The 20,106-nt window shown below is 60.0% G+C and carries 16 protein-coding genes; 5 read left to right on the top strand and 11 right to left on the bottom strand.

Translation table 11 applies throughout. From position 1 onward, the window contains the following. Positions 1-12 precede the first annotated feature (12 nt). Positions 13-318 (top strand): SEC-C metal-binding domain-containing protein, encoded by a 306-nt coding sequence (locus tag NTY77_11745; protein MCX5796160.1) that lies wholly within the window; start codon positions 13-15, stop codon positions 316-318. Here the strand turns inward: NTY77_11745 and NTY77_11750 are convergent, their stop codons facing one another. The 7 genes from NTY77_11750 to NTY77_11780 all read right to left on the bottom strand — a co-directional run bounded on the left by NTY77_11750 (position 319) and on the right by NTY77_11780 (position 9,316). After that, positions 319-1,260: a type II secretion system F family protein gene (locus NTY77_11750; GenBank protein ID MCX5796161.1), complete on the bottom strand. Its 942-nt coding sequence runs from the start codon at positions 1,258-1,260 to the stop codon at positions 319-321. A 237-nt stretch (positions 1,261-1,497) separates the two neighbouring features. Next, positions 1,498-2,211 carry a hypothetical protein gene (locus NTY77_11755; GenBank protein ID MCX5796162.1) on the bottom strand — a complete coding sequence of 238 codons (714 nt, stop codon included), beginning with the start codon at positions 2,209-2,211 and terminating at the stop codon, positions 1,498-1,500. A gap of 185 nt (positions 2,212-2,396) precedes the next feature. After that, positions 2,397-2,948, bottom strand: coding sequence for a hypothetical protein (locus tag NTY77_11760; GenBank protein ID MCX5796163.1), 552 nt, complete (start codon positions 2,946-2,948; stop codon positions 2,397-2,399). Positions 2,949-3,204: 256 nt separating this feature from the next. Continuing rightward, positions 3,205-4,875 (bottom strand): HEAT repeat domain-containing protein, encoded by a 1,671-nt coding sequence (locus tag NTY77_11765; protein ID MCX5796164.1) that lies wholly within the window; start codon positions 4,873-4,875, stop codon positions 3,205-3,207. 91 nt (positions 4,876-4,966) lie between these two features. Continuing rightward, positions 4,967-5,962 (bottom strand): hypothetical protein, encoded by a 996-nt coding sequence (locus NTY77_11770; protein ID MCX5796165.1) that lies wholly within the window; start codon positions 5,960-5,962, stop codon positions 4,967-4,969. Positions 5,963-6,083: 121 nt separating this feature from the next. Then, on the bottom strand, positions 6,084-7,169 hold the full coding sequence (locus NTY77_11775) for a HEAT repeat domain-containing protein (GenBank protein ID MCX5796166.1): 1,086 nt from the start codon (positions 7,167-7,169) through the stop codon (positions 6,084-6,086). 1,736 nt (positions 7,170-8,905) lie between these two features. Continuing rightward, entirely contained in the window at positions 8,906-9,316 is a 411-nt protein-coding gene (locus NTY77_11780) for a hypothetical protein (GenBank protein ID MCX5796167.1), read from the bottom strand. A gap of 599 nt (positions 9,317-9,915) precedes the next feature. Here NTY77_11780 and NTY77_11785 point away from each other — a divergent pair. Beyond that, positions 9,916-11,253, top strand: coding sequence for an IS1380 family transposase (locus NTY77_11785; GenBank protein ID MCX5796168.1), 1,338 nt, complete (start codon positions 9,916-9,918; stop codon positions 11,251-11,253). 62 nt (positions 11,254-11,315) lie between these two features. On the opposite strand, the gene NTY77_11790 is transcribed toward NTY77_11785, so the two are convergent. The 3 genes from NTY77_11790 to NTY77_11800 form a co-directional block, all read right to left on the bottom strand. After that, entirely contained in the window at positions 11,316-11,876 is a 561-nt protein-coding gene (locus NTY77_11790) for a hypothetical protein (protein ID MCX5796169.1), read from the bottom strand. A gap of 18 nt (positions 11,877-11,894) precedes the next feature. Next, positions 11,895-13,079: an AAA family ATPase gene (locus tag NTY77_11795; GenBank protein ID MCX5796170.1), complete on the bottom strand. Its 1,185-nt coding sequence runs from the start codon at positions 13,077-13,079 to the stop codon at positions 11,895-11,897. A 253-nt stretch (positions 13,080-13,332) separates the two neighbouring features. Continuing rightward, positions 13,333-14,355 carry a hypothetical protein gene (locus NTY77_11800; GenBank protein ID MCX5796171.1) on the bottom strand — a complete coding sequence of 341 codons (1,023 nt, stop codon included), beginning with the start codon at positions 14,353-14,355 and terminating at the stop codon, positions 13,333-13,335. 421 nt (positions 14,356-14,776) lie between these two features. Here NTY77_11800 and NTY77_11805 point away from each other — a divergent pair, with 421 nt between their 5' ends. Continuing rightward, positions 14,777-15,976 (top strand): AAA family ATPase, encoded by a 1,200-nt coding sequence (locus NTY77_11805; protein ID MCX5796172.1) that lies wholly within the window; start codon positions 14,777-14,779, stop codon positions 15,974-15,976. A gap of 263 nt (positions 15,977-16,239) precedes the next feature. Continuing rightward, positions 16,240-18,354 (top strand): prolyl oligopeptidase family serine peptidase, encoded by a 2,115-nt coding sequence (locus tag NTY77_11810; protein ID MCX5796173.1) that lies wholly within the window; start codon positions 16,240-16,242, stop codon positions 18,352-18,354. Here NTY77_11810 and NTY77_11815 read toward each other — a convergent pair. Continuing rightward, on the bottom strand, positions 18,320-18,919 hold the full coding sequence (locus tag NTY77_11815; protein MCX5796174.1) for a hypothetical protein: 600 nt from the start codon (positions 18,917-18,919) through the stop codon (positions 18,320-18,322). The two genes, NTY77_11810 and NTY77_11815, sit on opposite strands and share 35 nt — an antisense overlap. Before the next feature lie 100 nt (positions 18,920-19,019). Between NTY77_11815 and NTY77_11820 the strand changes: the two genes are divergently transcribed. Next, entirely contained in the window at positions 19,020-20,012 is a 993-nt protein-coding gene (locus NTY77_11820; GenBank protein MCX5796175.1) for a hypothetical protein, read from the top strand. Positions 20,013-20,106: the final 94 nt, after the last annotated feature.

A 20,106-nucleotide genomic window follows, 5' to 3' on the forward strand; every position in this document is an offset into this window, starting at 1 on the left:
ATAATCTGACCTATGGAAAAAACGGAACCCGCGGACATCGGCCGCAACGACCCCTGCCATTGCGGCTCGGGGAAGAAGTACAAGAAGTGCTGCGCGGCCAAGGACGAGGCCATGGAACGGGAAGCGCTGGACAAGAAATGGGCTGAAGCCGTCGAAAAGAAGAAGCACGAGGACCACCAAGCGGCGCAGCAGCAGGGCGAGGCGTCCCCGGCGCCGCGAGCCGTTCGCGCGCCGATGGTCCCGAAAGGCGCCGCGCCGAAGTTTCAGCCCTTCACGGGGCCGAAGGTCCGTCTGCCTCGGAAGTCCGGCGAAAGCTGACTACTGCATGTGCAGCAGGGCGTCCACGCGCTGCGTCGAGAAGTCGGCGTAGAACTGCTTGATGCGCCAGCCCAGGAGCGCGGCCACGGCCAGGAAGGCGAGGTTGGCCGCGGCCTTGGCGACGAAGGCCACGGCGGCCTGAGCCCGCTCGGCGGCCATGGCCGCCGACACGTCCAGCGCCCGGTCCACGCTGCCGCCGGCCTCGGCGGCTTCGAGGCTCGCCAGCTCGTCCGGGGAGAAAATCCCCAGCAAGTCCAAGGTCTCGCACACGCCGCCCCCGGCGTTGGCCTTGTCCAAGGCCGCCCGCAGACGGGCGTCGTCCTCGCCCAGGCCCGCGGAGCTTCCGGCCAGGACGATGGCCCGGGAGAATGAGACCCCCGCCTTGAGCATCAGCGCCAGATACTGAGCGAAGTTCGAGGTCAGGATGGTGGCGAGTATGGGCAGCCGCCTCATCCAGCGGGGGCTCCTGGCGAGCGCGCAGAGCAGGTACCCGGCCGCGGCGCCGCCCAGGCACATGGGCGCGAGGATGAGGGCCACGGCCCGCAGATACGCCGGCAGGCCGCTGCGCATGAGCAGGCTGATGTGGAAAGCGAAAGGCGCCAAGGTCAGGAGGAAGGCGGGGTAGAGGAGCTTGGGCAGCAGGCGCAGCCAGAAGCGGCGGCGCTTTTCGAGGCTCTCGGCCAGGCCGGTGAACACTTCGTCGAGCCGGCCGGTCTCTTCGCCGATGGCGATGACGTCGCTCTGCCAGGCGGGGAACCTTTCCGTCAGGCGGCGCATGGCCGCGGCCATGGACTCGCCCGCGTCGGTGGCATCGGCCAGCGCCGCGATGTCTTGGTCGCGGGTCCTAGACGAGAGGGTGCGCAGGGCGCGCCCCATGGGGAGGCCGGCCCGGCAGGCGTCGGAGAGGCCGCGGTAGAGGCGGATGTGGCGGGAGTAGAGCATGGCTGATAAGGATACTCCTCTTGGCCGACTTCTGGCAAGGTGATTCCCCGAGCGCCCCGGACATGCGCGGCGGGTCTGGGGCGAAACCGGCCAGGCACGGAGTGGCTGGACGGCAGAGGGTGTTTGGGTGGCGGGTTTCTGTTTTTTAGGAACGGGCGTCAAGGCATAACGCTGAGGCCAACCCCACGTAGGGCGCCGCGTGTGCGCGCGCCCGCCGAAGCCGATGTGGAACTTGGCTCATTTGTGACGTACCAACTTGAACTCCTTCCCGTCGTACTCGTAGCGTGGATGCTTTTCTCTTGGTTTCTTCAGCGAGTGTACCGGCGCCTCTTCGCTAACCCAGGCCTTTTCCGTTACTTCAATTGTTGGCGTGTAGTTCGGGTTACCAGTAAAGTGCGAAAAGATGTGGCTCCAGGACATCAGAAGGTCGATGCGGTTACCGGCGTACGCGGCAAGTCTCGCACGCCAGATGGGCCTCAATGATCCCCCGTCGATTCTGAGCAATATCCCTTCCGTATTGCGTTCATGCGGCGATGACCAGGCCTCCCATTCGTACACGACCCAGAGGCAAGCGGTATTGGGCAACAGATCGGGTACAACAGTCCCGGTTGAGAACTCCAATCTCGGGGTGGGTTTGAGCGAGAAAAGGGGTTGGCTCTTGTCGTCGGTATTGGCTCGCCAAAGTTTTAGAACCCCATACTCCTCAGACATCCCCCGTTGCGGATCGTCGGGGCCAGAGACCACTCGAATTACAAACGAAGGTGGATTGCCAATCAGGTAGCGGTGCGGAAGCCTCCTCACGTACATGTAGGCGCTTGCAGTCGAGGCAATTAATAGGCTGGCAATTCCCACAACGGCGAAGAAGGATGTCCTCATCTGACTTGCTGTCATTTCCAAATAACGAAGCTGTAGAAAAATCCTCCGCGTCATCGATAGCTGCATCAGGATCAACCTTTATTCGATTATAGTCAAGAATCTGCTGTCATGAGAGGATTATCTACAGCTTCAACAATGGGCCTGCGGCGCGCGCTATGTGCGCGCCGCATTGGCCAACCCCACTTTGGCGCTCCGCACGTGCGCGCGCCCGCAGCGCCGAATGTTGAACCGAGTCTTGCCATGCAGAATTCTCATAGTCTTCATTGCGTGGCGACCTCGGCTCGGACCCGTCCTATCAAGAATCTAGCAAAAGCGACTTCTGCTGCAACGACCACAATGCAGATAGGGAAGAAGTGATCAGATCCCATATTCAGCCGAAGCATGTGGCCGCATATAAAAAGAAAAGCAAAGCCAGACAACAAGCCACCAAGCAACGACCTGAGGGCTCCCGGGAACAGTAGGCTGGGAAGCATGGCGGCCATCAGTTGGAGAAATAGGATGAGATGGCCGGGAGGCTCCGTTGAAATTACCAGGGAAAGAACAACGAAGGGACCAGTGGCCCAAATTAGTCGCCAGTAGATTGGTCTAGGAACCGATTCCCCCATGTAGTAGACGACGAAAAGTAAGCTGTAAATTGAGCCCGCCGCCGTGCCGCCAACCAGAGCCCATACTATCCCGAACATGATGCCCACAAGGCCATGGATGGTTACGAAACGAAGGTGGTCGGATGCAAGAGATAATGCAAGACACAGGATGCCCGAAAGCCCGGCGTTTATGGCGACAAAATAAATCGCACCGTCTATTCGGTTCAATACATCTCCTTCCGCCTAACGAAGCTGTAGAAGATCTCCTGTGCCATTGATCGCTGCATCAGAATCAATCCTTATTCGATTATGGTCAAGAATCTATTGCCATGCGGGTATTATTCTAGAGCTTCAACGCATGGGCCTACCGCGCGCGCTATGTGCGCGCCACGGAGGCCCACCTGACCGGGCTCCGCACTTTTGCGCGCGGCCGGAGAGCTCGATGTGTCTAGCAGACACGACCGAAATGCGGCATACGATAAACTCATTTTGAGGCTTTCTGATAATACTTGAGCAAGAGCTTCCAGCGTTGTGTCTCACCCAGCATATTGATGGAGGCAGCCCACAATGGTATTTGGGATTCCGACGGCTCCTGGTGAACGCTTGAATCTGGAAAATCAGCGCACCAGGTAGCCATTTGTGGCCATCCGTTGTCTGTACAGGCGAGAATTTCAGAAAATGCCTCAAGACCATCCGGTGTTTTAGGGGCGCCTTCGGCAATCAACCGGCGGATCTCTCGTGCCACCGCTTTAGGTTCCGGATATTCAAAAAGGCCGTGAAGAACTGGCTTCAGGACATTGCTGTATCTGTCCATATCTAATTCCCGGACCAGCAGAGGCAATGCACGCGGATCAGGAAGATTCGCTAAACGTTCCGCCGCGGCCTCGCCCTCGAATGCGTCGCCGCCAGCAAATGCATCTTGGCACTCACGAAGTGTTTGAGTAACAAACTCCGGGCTAGGTGGAAGGACTACGAGGCGGGTCGGTTCAGAAAATATTTGCACCATGGGTCCCGAGGAGTATTGTAAATGGACCGCAGTCTCCGGAATTTCCAATTGGTATTCACCAGGCGCGCGGATGAAGAACGAGCCGGGCCTTCCTATCCTGCGGGGGCCGCCAGGAGGCAAATAAGGCGCGCCATTGTAAATCACGTTGAAAGTCCATAGGCCTGGGACCGCGCCGCAATGCCTGACCCGCACACCTTTTGAGGTCAGAATCAGGTGTAAAGCCCCCCAAGGCCAACTGTGGTCTTCAAAAAAATCTCCATTCCCAATAATTCTTGCGTCGTGCTCATCCGCCAAGACCGGCGTCACCTTGATTTCTTCACCAGCATAGAACTGCGTTTTCTCCATCGATAATCGCAGCTTGACTCGGTGATGCGATCCTGGCGGGGGTGCGATCCGACGATACAACTCTGGCAACCGCCCTTGCAGCAGTTCGTGGCAGGGGTAGTCCTGCCGTCCTGCCATTTGAGTGATTTCGGCCAAAGTGGCGAGGGTGAATTTAGAAGTTGAATGTACAAAGGCCGCGGCCAAGCCGCAGCGGCGCTTTACCGAACCACGCTGGATTTCTCTTTCGCCCTCTTGTATTGCATCCACATCGCTAGAGGAAAACGCCAACACCATGCTCAGGCCGCGCCGCGGAGATTTATCATCATCGGCAGCAATCATGCGTCGGTACATTGGCAATGCGGCGCGTGCGAAAGGACCTTGCCTTGAAACAGCTTCCATTTGCGCCCATTCATAAATCCGTCCCGTCTCGATCATTCGGACCATCTCGGGAACGGCCGAAGACGATGTTTCACCAAACATTGAAAGTGCGCTGAATGCGTTACTCGCGACAATGGGATCGGTATCCTTCATTACTTCAACGAGAGCGGGAATGGTTGTGGCTGGATTTGCGCCAATTATGCCGAGTGCCATGACAATCGTTGAACGATTGTCTCGAGAACTAGAGAGCCTGCGGAGTAATTCGGGAGCGGCCGCTTTGGCATACGGCCCGAGTTCAACTAAATCATTCAGGGCGTCATCCTGGTCTGGTGTATCAAGCTTTCTGACCAACTCGGGAATGATATCGCGATCAAGGGCGCCTTCGTCCAGTTGGGCACGTGCTGGCAGCGCGAGCAAAACCAGCGATGCCATCGTGAATGCTTTCATCTTGTGTCTTCTAACGCTGAGCCGCCGCCGGTTGCATGAGCCGACCGCTTGAGCGGGCGGCTCATGCGAATGTTGGGCGGCCGAGAATAGTTCATTTCGGCTTTGGAACCTCTACAGAGATGGTGAAGGGGTTGCTCATGAGTTCCGTGTCAAGAATGTGGGTGTTAGCATTTTTCATTATCTGATTGCATTGGATGGTGCAAACAGCGACAAATTTATATTGTCCAGATTCTCTGAAAGTCCAGTAAGCGCTGACATCGATGGTATCACCCATCGTCGCGCCCGGTTGAGCTGACCAATCCCTGCCTATGCCCCCTATGAGTACAACATTCCCTGTCGGGGTGATGCTCTTCTGTTTGCCTGCGGGCAAAAAAAGGTCGCAGGGGAGGTAGTGTATTTCGAAAGGGCTCAGATTCCGAAAGCGCAGGTACACGGTCGGTGCCACTTGATTGGACTTTGGGACTACGGCTTCAAGTATGATAACCGGATGGAAACCGCATTTGCGGGACACAGCGATTAACAAGCAGAGGCCTAGCACTACTCCCAGAATCCAGCTTAGCGATTCGCGTACGACGCTATGACTCCTGCTGGAGTGAGGCGAATAGGTCTGTCCATGCTCGACGATTAGGTGATTCGCATTTGGCTTCTCATCGGACGTTGAACATCCCTTCCTCCATATCAGCATTTGAGCGGCAGCCGCAAGAAACCCGATCAACGATGCAAACGGCACGACTGCAACATGGACTGATTTTAGGACCGGAATGGAAACAGACTCAATCAGGCGTGCCAAAATCAGTTGAAGAAATCCCTTCGCCGCAAATGATATGGAGGGATTCACAAGTTCCGAAAGCACGGCACCGATAGGGCAAATCACTAGACCAACCATCGCCCCCGCCAAGGCACCCCGCCATAGAGAGAGTCGAGGCTGGACCATGAAACGCCAGATCAGTGCACTTGTCAGAGCCGCGCTCAATCCGTAACCAATGCAGTGACGGCTGAGCAATTGGTGCGGAAAATTGGCGGCCCACGTAAGGAGCCAGATGATGCTCCCGAAGATCAGTCCGGTGGGAATCCAAAGGTGTCTCATCGGATTTCTAGTGTCCCGTCCGTCCAACGCTGGGCTCGACGGCGCGCGCTATGCGCGTGCCGCTGAGGCCAGCCCCGCGTTGGCGTTCCGCGCACTTGTGCGCGGCCGCCGATGTTATGGCTCATTTGCTGTTCAATGCGCCGGATGATTCCTTTGACGTTTCAAATCTTCGGACGGCTGCCAATGCCTCTGGTGTGCCGATTCCCCTGAGAGCTTCCATCACAGCGTTTGTTGCTATGTTCAGGTGGAGCCGTCTCGTGGCAGGACTATAAAAAGGATCGCCCTTTTGGTTTTCGGGAAACGGCATGACTAAGCTATCTCCATTCGACTTTTCTGCGACTTCAAATAAAGAGGGAACCGCTGAAGCTGCCGCTGGGCCAATCTGCCCCAGGGCGATGGCAGCATAGTAGGCACAAGTGAAGGTCGGCTCATGACCAATAATCGAACTCGAACCTTGACAGATTCGGGTCTCCGGTTCTTGCAGGAAACGGGTCAGCCGAGGAATGGCTGTCGCAGCTGCGGCGCCGATGCCTCCCAGAGCATCGATGGCCCATTGACGGACGGTCTTGTCATCGAGCATCGCAATCAAATCGGAGACTGCTGGCCTTGATGGCGACCCAATCTTCCCCAACGCAAGCGCAATGCTCCCTCGGCACCAGGTCTCACGGTGCATCTGTGTCATGAGCGCAGGGATTGCCTTCTCTGCTCGCAGGTCTCCAAGAGCGTCAATCGCGGCGCAACGCGAATCCTGAGTTTGATCATTAATGGATTCAATGAGTCTTGGGATAGCTTTGCGTCCCGCTGGACCCATTTTCGCGAGGGCTGCAGCAGCATACCATCTTATCCCCCAGTCTGAATCTGACAAGCACCTCATTATCTTGCCCGAAGCCGAAGCGGCCGGCAAACCGATTTCATTTAATGATTGGAGGGCGTAGTGTCTCAGGCGGAAGTGGTGGTCTGGAGATTCGAGAAGGTCGGTGAGGGCCTTGACTATATCTGGCGTCGTAGGTTTGACTTTTCCTAATGCTACTGCTGCTGCTACGACGCGGGTACTGGGCCTCTCATCTTTTAGGACACGGATCAGATCAGAAACAGTAGGGTCGCCAATTTGGCCGGCGCGATGCTCTTTTGTGCTCCCAGAGACGACGAATCCTGTGGGGCCAAGAACCACGAGAAGCAACAGGAGTTCCCGAATCAATCTTATCATGAGAGACTGCAGTTGCGGCATTTCGCACTGTGGTAGAGCACGTCGGTCATTTTGTGATTACCCTCTGTTTCTGATCTGTAGCCGGGGTTTGCGGCGCGCGCTATGCGCGGGCCACAAAGGCTGCCCCCACGTTGGCGTTTTAGCAATTTCGATTCTAGTATTCGCGAAAGACGTACCCTTTGTCACATTCGCCACAGATGCTGCCCGTTTGTGCGTCGATGCCGCAGTGAGGGTAACGTGCGCCGAAAAAGGGATATCCCTCGACACTCCACGCCAAGGTCGGTGAGGAAGGTGATCCGCAGCTATCCCAAATTGAGCCAACCCGGATTGTCAATTGAGCCTTCTTGATGGGCAGGGGCCAGCCCCAATGCTCAAGAGCGATTCCGATAGCCATCATCTTTGTGATTTTTGGCTCCAGTTGCAGATTCCACGAATCTGTCTTGATGAACCTTACGGGAATGACCAGATTGTCGCCTGATTCACGTGTCCAGCCACCAACATGAGGAAGATCTATCGGCACTCCCTTCCACAACTGTACGACTGGTGCGGGAGTTCTCCACCAACTCTCACTAGCTAGGTCCGACGGATTGACTCCGAACAATCCTGCATTCTCTTTAACGAAGGTTGGCCACTTTTTTATTGTCGGAGATTTCTTCCCGGCGCTGACACACGTAACCCTTCCCTTGTAGCAGTCAACTTCAAAAGACCACTTCGCTCTAGCTGCTAGAATGGAGTTCTTGGTGGGTTCACCACAATCGTCTAGGTTGTTGCGAAGCTTTAGGCGCCCTCCACATGGGGCTAACACGGCAATGAGCCCAGATGCTGCTACCGTAACGAGCCCAGAGGCCAGCATCAACCCACAAATCCTAGTGCCCGCTCCCTTTCTCATCTTTCCGTTTCCAATACTGTCTAACGCGTCGATGCTGCTGCGCGCGCTACGCGCGGGCAGCAGCGGCCGACCCCTCTTGGGTTCCGCACTGGCGCGCGCCAGCAGAACCGGAAGTTGGGTGGAATCATTGCCTGGACTGCTTCGGCGCTAGCACGTTTATCGAGAACGGTGTGCTACTCGCTCGATAGACGGAGGAAGTCACGTCACCGGACTTGGCCATCCGTATGCATTCCATTCCGCATTCTACGACAAATTCATACTGGCCCGGTTCGTCCAGAGACCAGTAGTCCTCAATGAGCAGGACATTCGCAGGCTCTCTATTGAGCGCCAAATGGCCGAGACTTTCCGCTGAATTCTTGGGCACTGGATGTATGCCGTTTTGGTTACCAACTGATTTTATCTGGCAAAACCATTCGTAACAGTGGAAAGTCGCTGTGCTCAGATTGAGGGATTGAAATTTAACCTGATGTTTGTCCCCCGGATGTTCGGGAATGCTCTTTATGAGTTCCGCCGAAACACGGATGTCGGGCAAAGCTTCTTTAGCGGATCGATTCGCGAAATGAAGTATTGCTCCAATCAGTAGCGCGGAGGACGCAATACCGACAAGCCAACAAACTAATTTGCGCATGGGGCCGGTGAGTAATCCTCTTGTGTTGGCCGCTTGGTCATATTTTCACCTAACGTGGTGTCTGCCGTTTGTGGAAAATGGACAGCTTAAAATACCTTCAAACCGAATTATATTCCTCCGGCTTGCCTAAATCAATGAACATGCCAGCCCACCATCCGGCAAAGGCCGTTCCAGCCGGGTTGCACAAAATCAGAAAACCAACCCAGCCCCTTCCTTTACTTACTGCCCCGCCTGCGCCCAAACCTGGCCCGCCGGCTCCTTCTCCAATGCCTTGCCCAGCCCCTCCACCGCTTCGCCGAACGCCTTGCGCATCACCCGCGCCAGGTCTTGCCCCGGCCGGCCGCCGTGCGCCTCTTCCACCTCCACGGTCTTCTTCCAGAACCCCTGCAAGTCAGGCGCATCGGCCCGCACCAAAGTCGCCGACAGCTCCACCTTGAGCCGGTAGCTCCCGCCGCCCGAGCGCGGGTGTATCCAGGACGCCTCCTGCACCGCGCCCTCCACAAAAAGCCGGGCGCCCCGGGACTCCTGCTCCTGAATCGGGAGGTAGCCGTTGCCGCCCTCCACCACCTCGGCCGATTCCATCAGCCGGGCCTCCAGCTCTGAGGCCAATGCTTTGCTCAGGATCTGCATGGTCAGTTGGGGCCGCCACAGCGAGCCGCCGCGGGTCAGGTTGGACTGCAGGACCGGGGAGCCGTCCTTCGCGGAGGCCGTCCGGCTGCCGGCGACGGCTCATAATGGCAGGAGGGTTCCAGGCAGCCGCTCAGGACCGGAAGCAAGCCCAAAATCGAAAACGCAATATTGCGATTCATTTCTTCTCCGATCCAAGCCACTTCTGAGGGACCAGTGCCGTGCGCGATTATGGGAAGATATTCGCTTCGTAGGCCTTCTTTTGAAAGAAGTCGTCGGGCAGCGAATATTCCGAGGGATTGAACTTGTGTTTTTCAATCATTTCGTTAAGCTCGGCACTAGCCTGAATTCTTCAGTTGAAATGGAATTCGGCCCCGGCACGGCCGTAAGTGCCGGGGCCGAATCACGCTCCCGAAGAGCGTAAAGAAGCGTTGACCCAGCCCGAGGTGTGAACACCGGCCTCGGCGCCGCCCGGAGTGGCGGCGCCGGGGTGCCCGGCTCGCATACAGCGCTCGCCGGGCACCTTCCAAAACGAGCCATCGTCTCGCTAGACTTCTGTTGAACCCGTTGGAGTTACCCAAACGACAGGAGGCAACGAGACGATGGAATACCAAGCTACATCATTACTGGGCAGCAAGGAAATAGGGATCGAGTTCACGGACAAGCCCGTGACCGCCTGGGGCGGCCTAAGCTTGTTCGTGGGCTTGGCCCGCCAAGTTGGCCTTGAGCATGCTTTACGCGAGGCGTTGCCGTTTGAGCTGACCTCACCCAACGCCACTGACCCGGTCGAGATCGCGTTGGCGTTCATGGCCGGTGTCCTGGCCGGATCGCGGCGCCTGGCACATGTCGAGCGTTTGCGGTGGGACGAATGCGTGCGGCAGATGCTGGGGGTCAAGCGCTTCGTATCCGACACAACGCTGGCGCGCTTTTTCCGGCGGTTCACGGCCGGGACCGTGACGACGGTTTTCGAGCAGCTCATGGTCTGGCAGATGAAGTTGGTCGAACTCAACGAGGACATCCTGGACCTCGATAGCACGATCATGGAGCGCTACGGCAAGCAGGAAGGAGCGTTCCTGGGCTATAACCCAAAGAAACATCGCAGACCCAGCCACCATCCGCTCTTGGCCACGCTGGGCAGCCGTCCATGGATCGTTCATGCCTGGCTGCGGTCGGGAAACACGACGAGCGCCAGGGGTGCTGAGCAGTTCTTGGCGGAGACCTTGGCGATGCTGCCGAACGCTTCTTCAATCCGCTATCTTCGCGCCGATTCGGGTTTCGGTTACGATCCGTTCTTGAACTGCGTGGAAGACAAGCGCCTGGTCTACACTGTGGCGGCGCGTTTCACCAAAGGGCTCAGGAACCTGACGTCGGCGGTCACGAACTGGCGGGAGCTTGACCCGGACACCGCGGTCAGCGAGGTCATGTTCCAGGCGCATGGCTGGACGAAAGCGCGGCGGGTCGTGCTGATCCGCAGGCGCAAGAAGGAGTTGGACTTCGTGCGCGGCCGGGAGCTCTTCGATCTTCCAGGCTACTTGTTCCAGGCGATCCTGACCAATCGGACAGACGCGCCGGAAGAGGTCTGGCGCTTCTACCGCAAGCATGCTGAGATCGAGACGAAAATTCGCGAGCTGAAGTGGGACTATGGCATCGATGGCTTCGCGCAGAAGAAGTTCTTTGCAACCGAGGCCGCGTTCCGGATGGTTTGCATCACGTTCAATCTGATGACGCTGCTTCAGGAGAAGATCGGGCAGCCGGGCTATCAGACGCTGGGGACCTTGCGCGCGCAGTTGCTGGCCTGTGGTGCGGTGCTCGGACGCGATGGGAAAAAGACAGTCCTGCGGCTGTCGTTGGGGGGGCCGTGGCGTGTGCGTTTTGAGCAGGCACTGAGCGCCTTCTTCCCGGCGATAAAAGCCAACTGCGCCTCAGTTGTGACCAGCTAGACAACCCTAGGCCAGGAGGTGCTTATCGAGCGACAAAAATATCCGAAAAAGGCGGGACGAAATTATCCGGCCGCTTCCGACGATGGGAGTTGGCCAACTGACGTTTTCAGGCTAGAGATTGCCGCCTTGATTCTTTCCCCCAATATGCTCGAGATGGTGGCGGGCCCGGTTGTGTCGAAACCTTCCAGCATCATTTGTCGCCACTTGTTCCCATACAGGTAGTACATCCGGACAAGATAGATCTTCTTAAGGCGCATCTTGAGGTCCTTGGCAGTAGCCGAATCTAATGACCCGTGCGATGCTTTTCCATCAATGGCAGCCTCCAATTTTGTGCGGCTGCTTTTCTGCCCCGATTCTATCTTCGACGTGAGCGTCCAGATCTGTCTCACGAGAGCTTCCAGCTGCTTCTGATCCTTGGAAGAAGCAAGCTTGTTTTTCCTCCAGTAAGCAAGATAATCCTGAGACATCCCTCTATCTTCTCGCTTGAGACGCTCCCAATCGGAGTTTCCCTCTATGGGCCGTTGGGCCTGAGCCGCAGCAGGCGCTGCCGAAGCCGATGCGGCGGCCAGAAGACACGTCAAGGCTAATAGGCTCACGGGCATGAAATTGTTCTTTTCACTCATTTTTGGTTCTCCTCTCTTCTAAGACCTCAGCCACTTCTCAGGGGAAGCGCACAAAAACTCCTCAAGGGGGATGCCTTGCTCACCTACGATCAGCTTCCTCTGCGGGTGGAACTCCTCGCTGAATCGCTCCAGCCCGGACAAAGAGCCATCGCCCCTGGAGCTGGAAACCTCCACGGCCGTGAGCCCGCCTTCCCCCTTGATGACGAAGTCCACATCACGGCCCAGCTCGCGCCAGTAGAAGACCTCGCAGCCGGTCCCCGCGAGCCCGTTGACCAGCTGCGCCCCGACCGCGGATTCTACGAGCCGGCCCCAGAATCCCTTGTCCGCTTGCGCGGCTGCAAAGGAATGCTTGCCGCCGCTCGTGATCAGGGCGTTGTTGAGCGCGAGCAGTTTCGGACTGGAGCCCCTCTGCCCGGAGCCGCCACCCGGGTACTTTTGCAGGCCCGCCAGCAGGCCCGCGTTGGAGAGCGATTGCAGATAACCCGCCAGCGTCACCGGGTTGCCGGCGTGCTGAAGCTGGTCCAGCATCTTCCGGTAGGAGAGGACCCGGGCCGAGTTGTCGCAGCCCAGCCGGAAGAGCTGGCGCAGCAGAGCCGGCTTTTCCATGTGGATATCCCTGGATAAGGTCGTCTCCGCCAGATCCAGCATGTAGCCCCGCCAATGCTCCTCCTTCGCGATGAACTGCGCGCCCGCGGGATAGGCCCCGAAATAGAGGAATTGCTCAAGCCCCCAGCCGAAGGCTGCCTTCATCTCGGCATAGGACCAGGGGGGGACTCCCAAAACTTCAAAACGGCCGGCCAGGCTTGCGTTGAGTCCCTGCAGCGCCAAAGCCGGCTCAGAGCTTAGCATGACGAACCTCAGAGCCGTGCCCGCGGCCGAATCCTCATCCCAAAGACGCTTGATGGTCTCCGGCCAGCCCGGAACCTTCTGCACCTCATCCAGCACCAGAACGGCCCCGGCCCGGCCGGCGGCTTTGGCCCGGTTGCGGCCGATTTCCCATTCTCTTGCGATCCACGCCGCGTCACGGTCATACCCGTCCACACTCGCGTAATCAGAGGCCGCTTTGGCGGCTTTGAGGGCCTGGACTATGAGGGTGGACTTGCCGACCCAGCGCGGCCCGATCAAGGCATGGATGGACTTGCGAGGCTGCGCCAGCAGGCCGGTCACGGCTTGGAGCAGCGGGCGCTCAAAAGTCGCGTTCATATCGCTCCAGGTGCGGAATCATTTTGCTCAATGGCATTTTAGGGCTTTTTCCCCGTCGCCTTCAAACGTGATTAACCGCATCATTTTGCTCAGTGCCGTTTTTGACCCTTTTGCTCGGCCTCTTGCAACGCGATTAACCGCATCATTTTGCTCAACGACTACCCCTTTTTTTGCTCAAAACAGTCGACACCCCTACCCCCTACCCCTACCCCACCCTGCCATGTGGGGGGGTGGAGGGGTAGGGTACAGTCGCCTAGGGGCCCACCCATCGGTAGCGGTCCTTGCCTTCTCTGCGCACTGACTTCTTTCCGACCAGCAGTCCGATGAAGCCAAGAGCCCTTTGGACGTCCAGTCCAGTTTCCGCCGCGATCTGCCCGGACGAGAAGACCGCGAGCCTGCGGCAAGCCTCGGCAAACTGGCCGGTCGGGTCTTGAGGGACGTCCGGCAGGGGCGCTCCAGGGGCGCCCCCCCAGCCTTCCTTTACCTTGCCGGCCCGCCAATGGCCGGAGGCCTTGGCGCCGGCAAAGACGGCCAGGACGGTCCCCAGGGCGGTATTCATGTTGGAGGGCCAGACCGTGGCGACGCCCAAGTCCCCGGCGAACCATATGACGAACGGCAGGATGCACCAAGCCAAAACGAACCAGTTGCCCCAATAGGCATCCTGGTCAAGGGGATCGGTCCATTTCTCCCATTCCCGGGTGGCGCAATAGGCGCTGAGGACCAAGCCGTAGCTGACATAGAGCTTGCCTGTGTAGATCCACGCGCCCCCGGATAAGCCCTCCACGGACGCGTCCCACAGGCAGGCGGCGCCCAGGAGCATCGAACCGAGCCTGAGCGCATGGCGGGTGAGGTACTGGTCTGTGGTGAGGACGGCAGGGACCGGCGCGGCTGACCGAGCGCGGGCAAAGGTCCCGCGCGTAAGGCCCCGCCAGCGGGCCGAGGCCTTGCTGCCCGCGTAGGCCGCCATCACGTAGGCCAGGGTGCTGTTGAGGGAGTCGGGCCAACTGGGCGCCGCGATATTGGTGATGTCCGCCAGCCACAAGAGGGCGGGCAGGAGCATCCAGGCCAGCAAGTACCAATGGCCGCCGTAGGATCTCTGGTCCTGGGGATCGGCCCATTTCTCCCATTCGCGGGTGGAGGCGTAGGCCGCCAGCACCATGCCGTAGGCTTGGCCGAGGCCGGGGAAGGCGCGCCAGGCGCCGCCGGAGAAGGCTTCGCGGGCGAGGTCGAGGAGCGCGGCGCAGGCGAGGGCAGGGGCGGGCTGGTCGGGGCTCATGGCGGTACTAAATCAGCCGGATTGTAGCAAAAGGCCGCAGCCTTGCATGCTTTACGGCGCCGTCTAAGCGCCTTGGGGTCGATGAGTCCTGTCGCGCTCATGCCGCGAATCCTGACGAACATCGCCCTGCCCACCATCATCACCACCGCGGCCTGCATAGAAAAGGTCCCGGCCAAGTAACGGCGACGGCCACCCCGACGGAACATCGGGCCCCCTCGTAGGGGTCCCGCTGGCTCCGCACCTCTGGTGCGGAGTCCGCACGACGGACCAGGGAACTTTTTCGGCCCGAGCTCGTATATAGAGTATCCCACGGGCTGCTGGGCCTTGTATCGGGGGATAGGAACCCCTGCCAAGTTATAGGCACTTATAGCTCTTGGGCCCTATAACTAGGAATATCTCGTATGACTGGCGGAACACCATCATGGATCAGATGAATAACCCGTTCTCTCCCGGCGCCGGCTCGCCGCCCCCGGAATTGGCCGGGCGCGATGATATCCTCGCGAAATCAAAGGTTCTTCTTGGCAGAGTCCGCCAAGGCCGTTCCGAAAAGAGCCTGCTGCTGGTCGGCTTGCGGGGGGTCGGAAAAACAGTTCTTCTTAACGAGATAGAGCGGATCACCCGTGCGACAGGGTATCGCGCCATCACTTTGGAAGCGCACGAGGATAAGTCCTTAGCCACGCTGTTGGCCCCCCATTTGAGGCGGGTTCTGTTCGAATTTGATCGGATGGAGGGATTGAGCAACAAGGTCAAGCGCGGGCTTGGCGTGCTCAAGAGTTTTATCAGCGGCATAAAAGTCAAAGTCGCGGAGTTGGAATTCGGGCTCGACATAGAACCCGAGCGCGGCGCGGCCGACAGCGGGGATCTGGAGACGGACCTTCCCAGCCTGTTCATGGCTGTCGCGGAGGCGGCCCAGGATCGCGGGACCGCGCTGGCTTTATTGATCGACGAGATCCAATACCTGTCGGCAACCGAATTAAGCGCCCTTATCATGACCCTTCATAAGATGCAGCAGCTGCGGCTGCCGCTGGTGCTGATCGGCGCCGGCCTTCCCATTTTGACAAGGCTGGCCGGAGCGTCCAAGTCTTATGCTGAGCGCCTTTTCGAGTTCCCCTCGATAGGCCCGCTATCCGCCGCCGACGCAGCCAAAGCCCTTCGGGATCCGGTCGGGCGCTCCGGGGTGGGGTTCTCCGATGACGCGATCGACAGGATCGTCCGATTGACTCAGGGGTATCCCTATTTTCTTCAGGAGTGGGGGTATCAGTCATGGAACCACGCTGAAAGGACGCCTATCTCTCTCGATGATGTCAGGCGGGCGACCGCGACGGTCATCCAGCGATTGGACGAGAATTTCTTCAAGGTGAGATTCGACCGGCTTACGCCTAGAGAGAAAGAGTATCTGCGCGCGATGGCGCATCTGGGCTCCGGCTCCCAGCGCTCTGGAGATATCGCCGGTGCTTTGGGCGCCAAGATGAACAGCCTGGGCCCGACGCGCGCGAACCTGATCAATAAGGGGATGATCTACAGCCCGGCTTACGGCGACATGGCGTTCACCGTGCCGCTTTTTGGTGAATTCATGCGCCGCGCCATGCCTGGATTCCCAGGAGCAAGTCAAGGAAGTTGAGAACAAAATCTTAAGGTGCCCAAATTGGCACCTTAAGATGGGGCAGTCACTCGAAGTATCTCCCCCGGGCCTTCACGGAAGAGGGTATCGCCATGCTCTCGGGGCTCCCGCGCAGCGAGCGCGCAATCAAGGTCAATGCCTCCCAAGCGCAAGCGGCTCGCCAAGTCATGATATACGGCCACCCCGCCGGACTCCGCGCCTGCGGCGCGGAGTCCGCACAGCAGCGGAAATCCTTCGGCCCGAACAATTGTATGATTGCGCTTGTGAGCATCTTGCCTGTATTATTCCTCTTCGCAGCCGCCCTCCCGGCCCACTGCCTCCAATACCCCGCCGCTCCCAGATCCTCCATCCAGGACGATTACTTCGGCACCATCATCGCCGACCCCTTCCGCGGCCTTGAAGACCCCGACTCCCCTGAGACCAAGCAGTGGCTCGACGCCCAGAAGACCTTGACCGCCGGCACCCTCGCCAAGCTCCCCGGCCGCAAACAGCTCCGCCAGCGCCTCGAAGAGCTATGGGAATACGAGAAATACGGCGTGCCCAGCATGGCCGGCGGCCGCTACTTCTACACCGTGGACACCGGCAAGGCCGACTTCCCCGTGCTCTACGTCAAGACTCCCCAGGAGCCCCGCGCCAAAGTCCTCCTCGACCCCAATACATTTTCGAAGGACGGCACGGTGGCGCTCACGCGCTTTGCGCCCAGCCAGGACGGCAAGCTCCTCGCCTACGGCGTCACCAAATCCGGCTCGGATTGGCGGCAGTGGCGCGTGGTGGAGACGGACACCGGCAAGGTCCTGCCCGACCTCGTCAGCGGCATCAAGTGGAGCTCGCCCTCCTGGAGCAAGGACGGCAAAGGCTTCTTCTACAGCCGCTATCCCGAAGCCGCCATGTCCGGCGCGGCCGCGGCCGAGAACGAGAAGGTCTACTACCACCGCCTCGGCGCCAAGCCGGAGGACGACGTCCTCGTCTTCACCCCTGGCGACGCCAAGTGGATGACCCTCCCCCGCGCCTCGGACGACGGACGCTACCTCGTCCTGCACGTCTACAAGAGCTCGGACGGCAAGTACGCGGTCAAGATCATGGACCTCTCCGGAGTCTCCTGGGGCGACCCCGCGTCCATAGCGAAAGCCGCCGTAGTCGGGATCGGCGATGACTTCCGCTCGGAATTCGCCTACCTCGACAACATCGACACGACTTTCTATTTCAAGACCACCTACCAAGCCCCCAAAGCCCGCATCGTGGCCGTCGACCTCCGAGCGCCGGACCTGTCCAAGCTCCGGGAGATCGTGCCCGAAGGGGCCGACCCCATCGACGACGCCGGCATCCTCGGCGGCAAGCTCCTGGTCTCCCGGGTCAAGGACGCCCGCACGCGCGTCGACCTCTACGACCTCAACGGCAAGTTCCTCAAGGCCTTGCCTTTGCCCGGCTCGGGCACGGTGTTCGGCTTTCCGGGCCAGCGCGCTGACCAGGAGACCTTCTTCGCCTTCCAGAACTACGTCACCCCCGCCTCCATCTACCGCTACGACCTGGCCCAGGACCGCTCAGAAGTCTTCCAGGCGCCCCAGGTCAAGTTCCGACCCCAGGATTTCGTCACCCAGCAGGTGTTCTACCGCAGCGCCGACGGGACTTTCGTGCCCCTGTCCATCAGCCATCGCCGCGGCATAACCTTGGACGGCCGGAACCCGACCTGGCTCTACGGCTACGGCTGCTACGGCAATGTCCAGACGCCCAATTTCGGCGTCTCGCGCATCGCCTGGATGGAGCGCGGCGGCGTCTTCGCCGTGGCCAACATCCGCGGCGGCGGGGAGTACGGGGACCAGTGGCACCAAGACGGCATGGCCGGCAAGAAGCAGAACAGCATCGACGACTTCAGCGCGGCCGCGCAGTGGCTCATCGACAACCGCTACACCAGCCCGCGGCGCCTGGCCGTCAACGGAGCCTCCTGCGGGGGACTGCTGGCCGGAGCCAGCCTGGTCCAGCGGCCGGACTTGTTCGGCGCCGCGGTCGTGGAGGTGGGCATCCTGGACCTGCTGCGCTTCCACAAGTTCACCGGCGCCTACCTTTGGACCGACGAGCTGGGCTCCTCCGAGAAGCCTGGGCAGTTCCGGTACCTGCGCTCCTTGTCGCCCGTGCACAACGTCAAGGCCGGGCTTTATCCGGCGACGCTCATCACGACCGCGGACCATGACACGCGCGTGGTGCCCGCGCACAGCTTCAAGTTCGCGGCCGCCCTGCAGGCGGCGCAGAAAGGCGAGGCGCCCATCCTGCTGCGCGTGGAGAAAGACGCGGGGCACGGGGAGGGGATGGCCAAGGGCAAGCTGCTGGATCTCAGCGCCGACCGGCTCATCTTCGCCTGGGACGCGATAAACCGACCCTGAAGAGCCGTCCGATCAGGCCCGCCAGCAGCACCGCTACGATGGTGGCGCCCAGGGCGTAGTCCCCCAGCTTCTGGCTCTCGCCGTCGATCTGCGGGTGGCGCGGGGGCCTCCGCTCCTCCGCGGCCCGGCGCGCCTGGGCTTGCGGCGAGTCGTACTCGCGCCAGTGTCTCCCGTTGGAAAGCCACATGCCGAGCTGCCCGGCGTGCATCCTCACCTTATCGTCCGGATCATGCTGGAACCGCACGTAGACTTGCCCCAGCTCGGGCGCGACCTTCGCGTCGTAATCAGGGCGGTCCCAGAGCCGGCGGTCCGGGAGCAGGTCGAGCACCTCGGCGCGCAGCCGCGCGTCCGGATGCTCCATGCACACGATCAGCCGGTCCATGAGCTCCAAGGTGGCTTTCGACTGGTAGTCCTCGAGGTCAGCCCGGCAGGCCCGGCCGCGCCGGGCGAACAGCTCCGGAGTAGCCTCCGCGTAGGGCCGCTGGTCCGGCGCTTCGAGCTCCGCCGGAGCCTTGGCGAAGGAGAGCGACAACGCCGGCAGAAGGCACAGCCAAGCCGCGGTCATGCGCCTATCATAACGTATTTGTTGGGCCTTTAGACCCGCGCCTCGGCAGGCCTTTATGCACTGTTCAAAGGGGCGTTCATGGTCCATAATATCTATTGGCATGAACACGAAACTCCTGACGGTCCTGAGCCTCATCTGCGCGTCCGCGCCGCTCTCGGCGCAGACGCGGTTTGCCGCATTCGGCGACATCCGCTTCTCGGACATCAAGGCCGCGCTGGCGCCGTCAGCCGCCGTCCTTTATGAGCCCTCGGCCATAGACGGCTTGGCCGCGGCCCTCTCCGACCCCCGCGCCACTCCCGCAGCCAAGCTCCAGGCCCTGCAGAAGATCAAGTCGGACGACTTGTACCATTTCGAGGACTGGGCGGGCGGGCTTGCTCCGCAGGCGGAGATGCAGGTCGTGTTCTCAATAAAGGACATCTACTATTCCTCCGCTTCCGCGGGCGACCGTTACCTCGCGGTGGCGGTCTGCGGCCGCTTCGCGCGCCGCTTCAAGTACTCCGCGGCGGCGAGCGACGCGGTGGACTTCCTCAAGGACTTGGCCCTGCGCAACGACCCCAACGGCCCCGGGCAGGGGCAGACCATCCAGGCCGTGTTCGGGCTGGCCGAGATAGCCAAGGCCGCTCCGCTCAAGGACCTCGATTTCCGGTTCACGGAGCGCACCGTGGGCTCGGCTCTGGATGTGCTGGAGCGCTACGGGACCGGCGGGATCAGCGACCGGGTCTCCCAGGAGCAGCTCTACGGGCTGCTCATCCTCAGCAACTATCTCGCGTACCACCTGGACCATAACGCGCTGGGCAACCACGTGGGCGGCTATGCGGACCGGGTGGACCTGATGCCGGCTTGGCCGGGGAACCTGGCTTGGCGCATGCAGGGTGTGCTCATCGACCCGGCGGAGCGCGACCTGGAGAGGCTTTACACCCCCTCCAACACGGACTACCGAGGCTACTTGGCCGCCACCCTCATCGACTTGGCGCGCGTGACGTCCATGGACTACGGGACCATCGAGCACAGCCGGCGGCTCCTGCGGAACATGGCCAACCACGACGAGCCCGTCCCCGCCATCCGCTGGATGCTGGCCCCTTACCGCCGCTGAGCGCAGCTGAGCGCGGCTTGCCTTGACAAACCCCGGTTCCCGGCTATACTAACCGAGATATTCCTTAATTAGCTGGGCGCTGGAGGACCCCGAA

This window comes from Elusimicrobiota bacterium (assembly GCA_026388095.1).
GTDB lineage: Bacteria > Elusimicrobiota > Elusimicrobia > UBA1565 > UBA9628 > UBA9628.

Bases quoted from the DNA above. Each gene is read 5' to 3' on its own strand.
- NTY77_11745 (MCX5796160.1), top strand. From the start codon at position 13: ATGGAAAAAACGGAACCCGCGGACATCGGCCGCAACGACCCCTGCCAT.
- NTY77_11750 (MCX5796161.1), bottom strand. From the start codon at position 1,260: ATGCTCTACTCCCGCCACATCCGCCTCTACCGCGGCCTCTCCGACGCC.
- NTY77_11765 (MCX5796164.1), bottom strand. From the start codon at position 4,875: ATGAAAGCATTCACGATGGCATCGCTGGTTTTGCTCGCGCTGCCAGCA.
- NTY77_11770 (MCX5796165.1), bottom strand. From the start codon at position 5,962: ATGAGACACCTTTGGATTCCCACCGGACTGATCTTCGGGAGCATCATC.
- NTY77_11775 (MCX5796166.1), bottom strand. From the start codon at position 7,169: ATGATAAGATTGATTCGGGAACTCCTGTTGCTTCTCGTGGTTCTTGGC.
- NTY77_11780 (MCX5796167.1), bottom strand. From the start codon at position 9,316: ATGCAGATCCTGAGCAAAGCATTGGCCTCAGAGCTGGAGGCCCGGCTG.
- NTY77_11785 (MCX5796168.1), top strand. From the start codon at position 9,916: ATGGAATACCAAGCTACATCATTACTGGGCAGCAAGGAAATAGGGATC.
- NTY77_11790 (MCX5796169.1), bottom strand. From the start codon at position 11,876: ATGAGTGAAAAGAACAATTTCATGCCCGTGAGCCTATTAGCCTTGACG.
- NTY77_11795 (MCX5796170.1), bottom strand. From the start codon at position 13,079: ATGAACGCGACTTTTGAGCGCCCGCTGCTCCAAGCCGTGACCGGCCTG.
- NTY77_11800 (MCX5796171.1), bottom strand. From the start codon at position 14,355: ATGAGCCCCGACCAGCCCGCCCCTGCCCTCGCCTGCGCCGCGCTCCTC.
- NTY77_11805 (MCX5796172.1), top strand. From the start codon at position 14,777: ATGGATCAGATGAATAACCCGTTCTCTCCCGGCGCCGGCTCGCCGCCC.
- NTY77_11815 (MCX5796174.1), bottom strand. From the start codon at position 18,919: ATGACCGCGGCTTGGCTGTGCCTTCTGCCGGCGTTGTCGCTCTCCTTC.
- NTY77_11820 (MCX5796175.1), top strand. From the start codon at position 19,020: ATGAACACGAAACTCCTGACGGTCCTGAGCCTCATCTGCGCGTCCGCG.